This is a genomic window from Caballeronia fortuita, from assembly GCF_001544835.2.
In the GTDB taxonomy this organism is placed as follows: Bacteria; Pseudomonadota; Gammaproteobacteria; order Burkholderiales; family Burkholderiaceae; genus Caballeronia; species Caballeronia fortuita.
Map to the genome: position 1 here is coordinate 269,383 of NZ_FCNX02000006.1, position 11,501 is coordinate 280,883.

At 63.0% G+C, this 11,501-nt stretch carries 12 protein-coding genes; 3 read left to right on the top strand and 9 right to left on the bottom strand.

Going from position 1 to position 11,501, the window contains the following annotated elements; translation table 11 throughout:
• The first annotated feature begins 44 nt into the window (after positions 1 to 44).
• Both AWB77_RS13985 and AWB77_RS13990 read left to right on the top strand, forming a co-directional pair.
• A complete protein-coding gene (locus tag AWB77_RS13985; RefSeq protein WP_061135027.1) occupies positions 45 to 572 on the top strand; it encodes a DUF3280 domain-containing protein in 528 nt (175 codons plus the stop codon).
• A 140-nt stretch (positions 573 to 712) separates the two neighbouring features.
• Positions 713 to 1,783, top strand: coding sequence for a beta-propeller fold lactonase family protein (locus tag AWB77_RS13990; RefSeq protein ID WP_061135145.1), 1,071 nt, complete (start codon positions 713 to 715; stop codon positions 1,781 to 1,783).
• A gap of 35 nt (positions 1,784 to 1,818) precedes the next feature.
• Here the strand turns inward: AWB77_RS13990 and AWB77_RS13995 are convergent, their stop codons facing one another.
• Positions 1,819 to 4,131 (bottom strand): TonB-dependent receptor, encoded by a 2,313-nt coding sequence (locus AWB77_RS13995; RefSeq protein ID WP_061135028.1) that lies wholly within the window; start codon positions 4,129 to 4,131, stop codon positions 1,819 to 1,821.
• A 176-nt stretch (positions 4,132 to 4,307) separates the two neighbouring features.
• On the opposite strand from AWB77_RS13995, the gene AWB77_RS14000 reads away from it, so the two are divergent.
• A complete protein-coding gene (locus AWB77_RS14000) occupies positions 4,308 to 5,303 on the top strand; it encodes a histidine kinase (protein WP_061135146.1) in 996 nt (331 codons plus the stop codon).
• Here AWB77_RS14000 and AWB77_RS14005 read toward each other — a convergent pair.
• Genes AWB77_RS14005 through fhcD form a run of 8 tightly spaced genes read right to left on the bottom strand, consistent with a single transcriptional unit; the run spans position 5,249 to position 11,500 of the window.
• On the bottom strand, positions 5,249 to 5,923 hold the full coding sequence (locus AWB77_RS14005; RefSeq protein WP_061135029.1) for a response regulator: 675 nt from the start codon (positions 5,921 to 5,923) through the stop codon (positions 5,249 to 5,251). The two genes, AWB77_RS14000 and AWB77_RS14005, sit on opposite strands and share 55 nt — an antisense overlap.
• Entirely contained in the window at positions 5,920 to 7,134 is a 1,215-nt protein-coding gene (gene pqqE, locus AWB77_RS14010) for a pyrroloquinoline quinone biosynthesis protein PqqE (RefSeq protein ID WP_061135030.1), read from the bottom strand. The genes AWB77_RS14005 and pqqE overlap by 4 nt, the downstream gene beginning before the upstream one ends.
• A gap of 4 nt (positions 7,135 to 7,138) precedes the next feature.
• Positions 7,139 to 7,447, bottom strand: a complete 309-nt coding sequence (pqqD, locus tag AWB77_RS14015) for a pyrroloquinoline quinone biosynthesis peptide chaperone PqqD (RefSeq protein WP_244158545.1) — start codon at positions 7,445 to 7,447, stop codon at positions 7,139 to 7,141.
• Entirely contained in the window at positions 7,444 to 8,190 is a 747-nt protein-coding gene (pqqC, locus tag AWB77_RS14020; RefSeq protein ID WP_061135031.1) for a pyrroloquinoline-quinone synthase PqqC, read from the bottom strand. Before pqqC ends, pqqD begins: the two co-directional genes overlap by 4 nt.
• A gap of 14 nt (positions 8,191 to 8,204) precedes the next feature.
• A complete protein-coding gene (gene pqqB / locus AWB77_RS14025) occupies positions 8,205 to 9,125 on the bottom strand; it encodes a pyrroloquinoline quinone biosynthesis protein PqqB (RefSeq protein ID WP_061135148.1) in 921 nt (306 codons plus the stop codon).
• The gene (locus tag AWB77_RS14030) at positions 9,122 to 9,694 is read right to left on the bottom strand and encodes a cytochrome b (protein ID WP_061135032.1); all 573 of its coding nucleotides are present in this window, start codon (positions 9,692 to 9,694) and stop codon (positions 9,122 to 9,124) included. Before AWB77_RS14030 ends, pqqB begins: the two co-directional genes overlap by 4 nt.
• Positions 9,695 to 9,740: 46 nt before the next feature.
• On the bottom strand, positions 9,741 to 10,562 hold the full coding sequence (locus AWB77_RS14035) for a formylmethanofuran dehydrogenase subunit C (RefSeq protein ID WP_061135033.1): 822 nt from the start codon (positions 10,560 to 10,562) through the stop codon (positions 9,741 to 9,743).
• On the bottom strand, positions 10,559 to 11,500 hold the full coding sequence (gene fhcD, locus AWB77_RS14040) for a formylmethanofuran--tetrahydromethanopterin N-formyltransferase (protein WP_061135034.1): 942 nt from the start codon (positions 11,498 to 11,500) through the stop codon (positions 10,559 to 10,561). Before fhcD ends, AWB77_RS14035 begins: the two co-directional genes overlap by 4 nt.
• Between the last annotated feature and the right edge of the window lies 1 nt (position 11,501).

The window sequence follows — 11,501 nt, forward strand, 5'->3', positions numbered from 1 at the left end:
GCGATCTGCTTTTTGCGCGTAGTTCCTTCATCGAGGCCGTCGACATGACACACATTGTCCGCGCGATGTCCGCGCTCGCGCTTGCCATCGTCGTGACGGGCGCGCATGCGCAAAGCGCGCCGCAATCCATCGCGATGCTCGACTGCACGCTCATCGACGATAACGCTGCCTATAACGATGCCGAGACCGACCGCATTCAGACCGCGCGTCTTGCGATGCTGAGCGGCGTGTTGCGCGACGATCTGCGCGAGCGCGCGCTCTTTCGCGTTGCCGACAATGCGCAGGCCGGCGATCTCATCGCGACGCTGAAGAACACGCAGCACATGAACGCCTGCAATGGCTGCGAGCGGCGCGTGGCGAAGGCGCTGGGCGCGTCGCGCGTCGGCGTGTGCTGGGTGCAGAAGATCAGCAACCTCATCCTCAACATGAACCTGCGCGTCGAAGACGCGGACAGCGGCACGATGCTCTTCCAACGTTCGGTCGACATACGCGGCAACACGGATCTGTCGTGGAAGCGTGGCGCGAAGGCGCTCGTCGATCTGCTCGCGAGCGATGCGTCCGCTACGCGCTGATATCGCGTTCAAAGCGATGCCGATGCAATTCGGGAATTTCTCCCGGCCGATGCCGTTGCCACGGCCGCGCCGATTGGGCTAAGTTGGGCCCACGCACACGAACAATCAATCGACACGTATCGGAACCGCTGGAGATGACCATGCAAGTCAGAATCAAGGCGGCGCGCTCTGCTCGCGCGCCGGTGATCGCGGCGTCGCTTGCCTTCGCATTCACCGTGAACGCCGCGCATGCCGCCGCGCCGACCGCCTACGTGACGACGGAAAACGCCGGCGTCGGCGTGATCGATCTCGACAGCCTCGCGCTCGCGAAGACCTGGGATATCGGCAAGGATGGTCCGCGCGGTCTCTCGCTCAACAAGGACGGCACGCGTCTCTACGTGGCGAACAAGGCGACGAGCGATCTCTCGGAGATCGATACGTCGACGGGCAAGGTCACGCGGCGCGCGAAGATCGGCAAGAATCCCGAGTTCGTGCGCGTCTTCGGCGGCTATGCGTATGTGACGTACGAGCCAGGCGAAAGCGGCGGTCCGCCGAAGCCGGGCCAGCCCGAGAAGGACGACGACGACGCCAACTCGCCGCCCGCCGAGATCGCCATCGTCGATCTGAAGACGATGAAGGTCACGCATTCGGTCAAGAGCGGCCACGAGACCGAGGGCGTCGAATTTTCGCCGGACGGCAAGCTGATCCTCGTGACCAACGAAGGCGACGATACGGTGTCGGTGTATCGCGTCGGAACGGGCAAGCCGGTGCGCACGGTGAAGCTCGACAAGGGTTCGCGTCCGCGCGGCATCAAGGCTTCGCCCAATGGCAAGCAATACGTCGTCACGCTCGAGAACGCGAACAAGTTCGTCGTGCTCGACGGCACGAGCCTGAAGGCCGTGAAGACCGTCGATACGAAGACCGGCCCGTATGGCGTTTCGTTCGATCCGTCGGGCAAGCGGCTGCTGGTTGCGGCATCGCGCGACAAGACCTTGCAGGTCTTCGACGGCTCGACTTACGAGCATATGCAGGACGTGCCCGTCGGTCAGCGTTGCTGGCACTTCAGCTTCACGCCGGACGGCTCGAAGCTCCTGCTCGCCTGCGGGCGTTCGAACGCGGTCTATGTGCTCGACGGCTCCGACTACAAGGAAGTCAAGCAGATCGGCGAGTTGCCGCTCGCGTGGGGCATCGTGACGTATCCGCCGAGCGCGGGGTCGATTGTCGGGCGTTGAGCGAGCGCGGTGCGCGCTGTCTCACGTTTCACGCCTCACTTCCACGCATACCGCATCCCGACCCACACGCCGCGCGGCGCGCCTACGCCGAGAAACTGCTCATTGATCGTCGCGCCGTTGTTGAACGTGTGGTTCGGTCCGTCGAAGAAGTTCTCGCCGAGGATCGCGAAGTTCGCATAGCGCTTGTTCAGCAGGTTCTTCACCGTCGCGTAGACCTGGAGTTGCTTGGTCACGTTGTAGGTCGTGTCGAGATCGATCAGGAAGTAGCCCGCGACGCTGCCGTTGACGTCCTGATTGTTCTCGTCGCCGCGCGCGAAGATGTTGCTGCGATACGTGAGGTTCGTGCCGATGTTCCACTGCGCAAACGGGCTGTAGTCGATGCGCATCTTCACCGTGTTCGCCGGAATGCCCGGAATGCGATCGCCCGAGTGCACGGTGATATTGCCGTCGGCATCCGCGCTCGAATTGCTCGCGCTGCTTTCCGTCCACGTCGATCGATACGTCGCGTTCACGTAGCTATAGCTCGCCGCGACGCCGACCGGTCCCCATTGCGTGCGGCCCGCGAGTTCGAAGCCCTGCCGCCGCGTCTTGCCCACGTTCTGAAAATAGCCGAGCGTGCTGCCCGCGCCTTGCGCGCTCACGAACTGGATGTCGTCGGTGAGCGTCGTGCTGTAGGCGGCCGCGCTCCATGTCGTATGACCGCCGATACGTCCGCGCGCGCCCACTTCGAACGTCTTCGAGATGACCGGCTTCAGGTCCGGGTCCGCGATGAAATCGTTCGGCAACGAGCACGGCGCCGCCGGGTCCGCGCATGCCAGCTCGATGGCGGTCGGCGAGCGCATGCCTTCGTTGTACGTCGCGTATGCGGTGAAGTACGGCGTCGGATTCCAGTTGAAGCCCACGGCCGGATTGAAGCGCGAGAACGTGTGATTTCCATCGAGCAGCGGCTGCACGCCGCTTTCGTCGCCGATGGTCGCCTTCGCCCAGTTGTAGCGCCCGGCGAGCGTCATCGACCATTGTTCGTTGAAGGAGAACGTGTTCTCGAAGTAGATGCCGAGGTTCGAGTTGTGTGTCTTCGCATCGGTCGTCGGCGCGAACGGGCCGGTGCCGATGGTCGCGCGGTTATCCTCGAATGTCGCCGCCTGCTCCGCCTGCGTGAAATGCGAATTGGCGAAGTCGCCCGCCGCGCCGATCACCAACTGGTTGTCACGGCCGAACAGCTTGTTGAGCAGCGTGAGCTGCAGACTCGCGCCGTAGCTGTCGGTCACGATCACCGACTGATCGTTGAAGGCTTGCGCGAGTTCGTCGGCATCGTCGCCATTGGGATCGAAATCGTCGTTGACGTTCGAGCTGGTGTTCTTGTTGCGATAGTGGCGGTAGTACACGTTGCCGCTCAACTGCACGTTCGGCGTGAAGTAATGCTCGGCATTGATCGTCAGATAGCCGATCTGATTTTCGTTCGTGTCGGGGAACGTGTAGGCCTGACGGAAGTTGTCCATGAACGAACGCGGAATCGTCTGCGAGCCATTCAGCGTGTTGTCGGCGCCGCCCATCGAAACGGAGATCGTCGTGTCGGCGTCGGTGTAGCGGATCTTGCCGAAGGCCTGACGCAGCTTGCTCGCGTTGTGATCGGCCCAGCCGTTGTCGTTGGTGATGTTCGCGGTGAAGTAGTAGTCGAGATGATCGCCGATCACACCGCCTTGCTCGATCTGCGCGTACTTGCGACCGAACGAGCCGAAGCCGACATCGACGTTGCCGCCCGGATTGCTGCGCCCGTTCTTGGTCGTCACCGCCACGGCGCCGCCGAGCGTGTTGAGACCGAAGGTCGGGTTCGAGCCTGGGATGATCTGCATCGTCTGGATCGCGGCCTGCGGAATCAGATCCCAGTTGACGACATCGCCGAACGGCTCGTTGATGCGCACGCCGTCCATGAACACCGACAGGCCCTGCGGGGTGCCGAGCAAGGGCGAAGCCGTGAAGCCTCGATAGTTGATGTCGGTCTGCCACGGATTGCCTTGCGCATCGTTGGTATCGACGCTCGCGACGTTCTTCTCCAGATAGTTCGTGATGGTCGGCGAGTGCTGCGCTTCGATCTCTTTGCCCTTGATCGTCTGCACGTTCGCAGGGACTTTCTCGAGCGGCGTGCCGATGCCGATGAGCGGTGTCGTGCCGACCACGATGATCGAAGGCAGTTCGGTGTTGGGCGGTGTATCGGCTTGCGGAGCAGGGGCGGTCTGCGCCCACGCGGCCACGGTGATGCTGGCGAACGCGCCGCCGAAGACGAGGCGCAAACCCGCTCGGGGTTTGAACGGATGCGCAGGCGCGCTCGGGCGCTGCATGCTCTTCATCGTCGTCTCCTTGTTATATTCCGATCCACGTGCCGGGAAAGTTTCTTTCAATGAAAGCGTCGCATAAGACTGCCCGAGTTGACCGGGAGCTTTTCCCGATTGCGCAGGGAAGCGTTCCCAATCGCGTTGTGCAACGTGCACTGTGCGATCAAGCCGTGCGTAGAATGCATTCCGTGATGCCATCCGAATCCGTGCCCTCTCTCGCGAAGAACGCGTCGTCACGCTCGCCGGTGTGGCGCGATCTGGCCATCCTGCTCGCGGTCACGCTGATCGCCGCCGCACTCTTCGCGCATTTCGATTTCAGCGAGTACATGTATCGTTCGACGCGCCGGGCAGAGCGCTTCGACGTCGACGAACTGCCGCCGACGCTCGTCGTGCTCGCTATCGGCTTCGCATGGTTCGCGTGGCGGCGCTATCGCGAGGCGCGCTCGGAAGTGCGCCGGCGGCGCGCGCTCGAAGAACAGGCCGAGCATCTGCTCGCGGAAAATCGCCGGCTCGCGAGTCAGGCGCTCGCCGCACAGGAAACCGAACGGCGGCATCTCGCGCGCGAACTGCATGACGAACTCGGGCAATACCTCAACGCAATATCGCTCGATGCGGGGCGTATCCGCGATCTGTCGGCGACGCGCGAGGCGGAGATTCATCGGCTGTCGCTTGCGCTGATGCAAAGCGCGACGCATGTGTACCGCGAGATCGGCGGCATGATCCGCAAGCTGCGTCCCATCGGGCTGGATGAATTCGGCTTGCCGACGGCGCTAGAACATTGCGTCGATGGCTGGCGCGAGCGCTTGCCCGATGCGACGTTCACGCTTGCCGTCGATGGCAACTTCGATGATCTCAGCGATGCGCTCAACATCGCGCTCTATCGGCTCGTGCAGGAAGGGCTGACGAACGTGTCGAAGTTCGCGCGGACTTCGCGCGTGGAGATCTATCTGGCGCGCGCGCCGGAAGAAATCGTCGTGACGATGGCCGACGACGGACCGGGCGTCGATCTCGCGAAGCCGCGCAAGGGGCTTGGTCTCATCGGCATGCGCGAGCGCGTGGAAGCACTCGGCGGCGAGTTTCAGATCGCGAGCGAGCCGGGCGCGGGCTTTCTGTTGTGCGCGCGGGTGCCCGCTCAGGCGGGGCTGCCGTTGCCCGCAACCGCGGACGAAGCGAAGTCGGCGAAGTGAAGTCCCAGCCGATTCGCCATCTGCGCGAGTTGCACGCCGTTATCCGCGCCGAATTTCTGCCGTATCACCGACTGATGATTCGCGACCGTCTTCTGACTCAAGCCTAGTTTCTCCGCAATGCTCGGCAGCGTATAACCCTGCACAAGCAAGCGCAGCACTTCGAATTCGCGCGCGGATAACTGACGTCCTTCCTGAATGCTCGCGCGCAATGCGAGCGCCTGCGATACATCGGGACTCAAATACGAAACGCGCCGCGCGACGGCGCGCACAGCCTCGACGAGCACATCTGGCGCGCTCGCTTTCGTGACATAGCCGCGCGCGCCGGCATCGAGCGCGCGCCGCACGAAGATCGCTTCCTCGTGCACGCTGAAGATGAGCACATGCGCATGCGGTTCGCGCGCGAGCATGCGGCGCATCGCCTCGATACCGCTTGCGCCGGGCAGCGCGAGATCCATCACGACGACATCCGGCTGCAACGTGCAGAACTTCTGATAGGCCTCGGCCGCATCCGCCGCTTCGCCTGCGACGTTCACGTCGGGACTCAGTTCGAGCAGGCGTTTATAGCCTTCACGCACGACGGCGTGATCGTCGACGAGCAGTACGGAGATGTCGGCAGTCATGGCTTCTCTTCTCCTTCTTGTGCACCATTACCGGAGGCTTCTGCCGCGATGCGCTTCGAGTTCGCATCGTTGCGGAAGATGATCGGCTGCTCTTGCGGTTCCTGCCGCGCCGATGCCGCGCGCACCACTTCGATCACGCGTTCGTGATGCGGAGACTTGTCGCAGACGGGATCGGCGTTCGCGGGGTCTTGCGTGAGCAGATACGCCTGACAGCGGCAGCCGCCCATGTCGATGGATTTTTCATCGCAACTGCGGCACGGCTCTTTCATCCAGCCGAAGCCGCGAAAGCGATTGAACGCATCGCTCTCGTACCAGATGTCCTTGATCGGCGTCTCGGTGACGTTCGGAAACGTGAGACCCGGCAGCGAGCGCGCGGTGTGACAGGGCAGCGCCGCGCCATCGGGCGCGATGCCGAGAAACACCGAGCCCCAGCCGTTCATGCAGCGCTTCGGCCTGCGCTCGTAATAATCGGGCACGACGAAGAAGATCTTGCACTTGTCGCCAATTTCTTTGCGATAGCGTTCGACGACCGCTTCCGCTTCGTCGAGCTGCTCTTTCGTCGGCATGAGTTGCGCGCGGTTCTTGTGCGCCCAGCCGTAGTACTGCGTGTTCGCGAGTTCGAGATATTCGGCGCCCATCGCGAGCGCCATGTCGATGATGCGTCCGATATGCGGCAGGTTATAGCGATGCAGCACGCAGTTGAGCACCATCGGAAAGCCATGCGCCTTGATCAGGCTCGCGACGCGCTTCTTGTAGTCGAAGGTCTTCGTGCTCGACAGAAAGTCGTTGAGCTCTTGCGAAGAGTCCTGAAACGAAAGCTGGATGTGATCCAGACCGGCGTCCTGCAATGCGCCGATGCGCTTCTCCGTCAGACCGATGCCCGACGTGATGAGATTCGTATAGAAGCCGAGCTTGCGCGCTTCGGCCACGAGCGTTTCGAGGTCGTCGCGCAAGAGCGGCTCGCCGCCGGAGAAGCCGAGTTGCGCCGCGCCCAGCGCGCGTGCTTGACGCAGCACGTCGATCCATTGCGCGGTATCGAGTTCTCGTGTGTGATCGGCGTAATTCACCGGGTTGTAGCAGAACACGCAATGCAGCGGACAGCGATACGTGAGTTCGGCAAGCAGCCAGAGCGGTGGCGCGAGAGGCGCGTCCGGCGCGTCCGGCGCGTCTTCGTGGCCGGGCTTGGCGATCGGTTCGGACAAGTCGGTCATGTTGCTACTCCAGCCAGCCTCGCGCACGCGCGCCGGCGATGAACGCGCGCACGTCGTCGCCGAGATTGGTTGCGTTGAACGCCTGTTCCAGATCCGCGACGAGCGCGGGGATATCGCGCGAACCATCGCAGCGCAGAAGAATCTCCGATGCGCTCTGATTGAGCTTCACCATGCCTTCCGGATAAAGCAGCACGTGCGCGTTCTGCGCCGGTTCCCATTGCAGGCGAAAAAGGCGCTTGAGTCTCGGATGCAACGAATCGTCGGGTGCTTCGACCGCTTCCTGCTTGCGTTGCGTTGGATGGGTATCGCTCATTGCGGAAAGGCCTTTTCGATCGAATCGAGCATGGTCCAGAGGATATCGAGCTTGAACTGCAGGATATCGAGCGCGCGCTGCTGTTCCTTGCGCGTCGTGAAATGCGCGAGCGTCACTTCGAGCCCGTGTTCGACATCGCGCTGCGCAAGCGATACGCGCGAGCGGAAATACGAAAGCCCTTCAGGCTCGATCCACGTGTAATGCTCGGGCCACGTGGCGAGCCGGTCCTTGTGAATCTGCGGCGCGAACATTTCGGTCAGCGACGAACACACCGACTCCTGCCACGGCGCGCGCCGCGCGAAGTTCACGTACGCATCGACGGCGAAGCGCACGCCCGGCGTCACCAGTTTGAGCGACCATAATTCGTCGCGCGAGAGGCCGACCGCATCGCCGAGACGCGCCCATGCTTCGATCCCACCAGGCTGATCGTCATGACCGTCGTGATCGAGAATGCGCAGCACCCAGCGGCGGCGCGTTTCGCGGTCGGGACAATTCGACATCACCGCCGCATCCTTCAGCGGAATGTTGATCTGATAGTAGAAGCGGTTCGCGACCCAGCCGCGTATCTGTTCTTTCGAGCAGCCGCCGCTATTCATCTTCACGTTGAACGGGTGATGGATGTGATACGCCGTGCCCTTCGCGCGCAACTGCGCTTCGAATTGGTCGCGCGTCCACGCGGGGCCGTCGTCGTCCGCTTTGGTGAAGATGGGGCCTGTGGTCGGGTTCTGCATCGGATCGAACATCCGTGAATCTCCAGTCATAGCTCGAAGCTCATGCCGTCATGCGCGACTTCGATGCCGTGCTCGGCCAACATGCGCCTTTCGGGTCCATCCTCGATGAGGATCGGATTCGTGTTGTTGATATGGATCAGCACCTTCCGCACGCTATCGCGATCGATGGAATCGAGCACGTCGATCATGCCGCCCGCGCCAGTTTGCGCGAGGTGGCCCATGTCGCGGCCAGTCTTCTTCGTGAGGCCGAGGCGGATCATTTCATCGTCGGTCCAGACAGTGCCGTCGACGAGCAACAAGTCTGCCTCGCGCATCGCATCGAGCACGTGCGGCTCCAGCGCGCCCAGTCCCGGCGCATAGAACGCGCGTTTGCCCGTTGCCGTGTTCGTGAACATCAGGCCGATGTTGTCGCCCGTTTCAGGCGCATCGCGACGCGGCGAATATGGCGGCGCCTTGCTGGACAAAGGCAATGCGTCGATGCTCACGCGCGGCAGTTCCGGCACGGAGAACGATGCGCCATCGAGCGCGATGCCCCTGTGCTCCACGCCGCAGTAATGCGCAAGAATCGACGTGATCGGAAAGCCGGTCGACAGGTCTTGCCATACGGCATCGGTGGTATAGAGCGGCAGCGGCGTGCCGCGCTCGCGGAGCATCAGAAGACCTGTGACGTGATCGATCTGCGCATCCATCGTGATGACGGCGGCGATGCCCGTGTCGCGCACGCGACGCGCGGGCTGCAAATCCGGATTCGCGGCGATCTGCGCGAGAATGTCCGGCGATGCGTTGACGAGGAGCCAGTCCTCGCCGTTATCGGTAACGGCAATGGACGATTGCGTGCGCGCGCGTGCCGCGATGGTGCCGCGCCGCACACCGTCGCAATTGCGGCAGTTGCAGTTCCATTGCGGAAACCCGCCGCCCGCCGATGAACCGAGCACGCGTATCTTCACGGCCACATCCTCCGCAAGAGACCGTCTTTATCGATCAGTTGATGTTTCATCGCGCCGAGAAAATGCACGATGACGAGCGCAGCCATGATCCAGGCGAGATATTCGTGAATGCCGAAGAAGATCTGCCGCATGGGCTTGTCGTCCCATCCCCATTGCGGCAGCGCGATGCCCCAGAACTTCGTGCCGAACTTGTTGAAGGACGAGCCGAGATAACCGGTGAGCGGCATCGCGATCATGCCTACGTATAAAAGAGCCTGCGTAATGCTCGCGGCGGCGCGTTGCCACGTTCGCATCGGCGGCAAAGGCGGCCGGCGATAAACCAGACGTGCGACGATGCGGAGCAGCACCAGCAGGAAAACCGTGATTCCAAGCGACTTGTGAAAGTTGACGAGATCCGACTTGAACGGCAGCCCGCGCGGCAGGCCGACCATATAGAAGCCGATGCACAGCATCGCGATGATCGCGATCGCGATGAGCCAGTGCAGCGCGATCATCGGGCGAGCATAACGCTCGCTGGCGGTATCGATGCCGCCCTGACGCGACGTTGCGCCGGTTTGCGCGGTACTCATCGAACGTCTCCCGTGAAGTGCCAATGATCCATTGTTCATCTCCCGGCTATGAATTGGCGATCAGCAATTCCCCGCGCCCATCCACGGCGAGATCGCCCGCGTAACGCCGCGGCACCATCTTGCCCGCGAACCGTGAAAAAGGCGCGGCCTCCTTTGCGAGCATGCGCGTGAAGAGCAGCCAGAACGTGTCGAAGCCATGACCGCCTTCGGTGAAGGTCGGGGCAATGCGCGCTGGCGCGTTGGCCAGCAGCACCGTGCCGCGCCGCATGCCATAGGCCAAGTGTGCGCCCACTTTCCCTCCGATGCAGACCGAGCCCGCGACGAGCCGCGACGCCGCGAAATCGCCCGCATCGCCGGCGACGAGCACCGTGCCGCGCCGCATGCGATCCGCGAGCCGCGCGCCCGCGTTGCCGCGAATCAAAAGCGTGCCGCCCGTCATGCCTTCCATGTCGCCCGCCAGCGCGCTCGCGGCGAAATCGCCCGCGTCGCCGTCGATCGATACGCGCCCGCCCTGCATCTCGCACGCGGCGAACGCGCCCGCATCGCCTTGTATGTGCAACTGGCCGCCCGACATCTTTATGCCCGCGTAATCGCCCGCATTGCCGCGAACGACGAGCGTGCCTTCGGTCATGTTCGCGCCGATGCGATCGAGCCACGGCGCATCGCCTTCTATCGCGAGCGCGGGCGCATCGGCTTCTTCGATGGCGATATCGAAGAGATCGGCGAGCGCGCACGTTTCGCCTGCGCCCTGCAACACCATACGCGGTAACTCGCCCGATGACACGTCGGCCAGTGTCGCGGGCAGTAATTTCGACCCGTCGACGCGAAAGCCAGGCGCATTTTTTACGCGCAACGTGATCGCGTTCATGCGCGGCTCCCGTCGATATCCTTAGACAGTTCATGCAGTTTGAAATGATACGGCCCGAGCTTGCCGCCGTAGTTGCCCGCCGAAATGCGCAGCACGCCGCCCGCGCGCCCGATGTTCGTCGCGGCTGCGATGCCCGCGGTCATCGCAGCGCCGACGTCGGCATCGGTGAGACCGTCGATCACGATTTCGAGTACGCATGCGATATCCGGCGTCAATTCGCTTTTTTTCGACAGACCGACGAGCGTCGGGCAGAACGCATCGTTCGTGGATGCCGTCGCGCCCGCATACTTCGAGCCGATCTTCGAACCCGAGCGCACGACGCCGCCCGGAAACGGCGTGATGATGTTCGGCAGCCGATGCATCGCGGCGACGGCCGATTCGGCGGCGTGCAATGCGCTGTCGATATCGCGCGCGAGAAACAGCAGATTGCCGCCGCCGACCGCTTTGACCGTCGCGGTGAAGTCCTCGCAGACGAACTCGCCGTCCATCACGGGCACGCGCCAGTAGCGCGTGCCGTCGAGCACTTTCGATATCTGATAGCCGTCGCCGAAGAACCGCAGCGCCGCGCCGAGCGGCGCATTGTCGGAGAGCGGCGCGCGCGTGTTCGCGGGATCGATGCCGCCATAGACCGCGGTCGTCGGGCACGTCAGCACACATTGACCGACGCGCCGCGCGATCTGCTTCGCCAGTTCCTTCGACGATATCGCGAAGATCAGCACCGCGATGCCCGGCCTGCCATCGGGCGTTTCGTCGCCGGAGAGATCCCGTTCGATGCCCGCTTCGCAGCCGCAATCGATGACGGACGTGGCGAAGCCCGTCAGCGAATCGGCCGCATGGCGCGCCCACGTCGACGAATGCGCGGTGATGACGAGGCGCGTCGCTTTCATCGGGAAGGCTTCGGCGAAGGTGTCGTCGATCAGCGTGTCGTTGATGCGCATG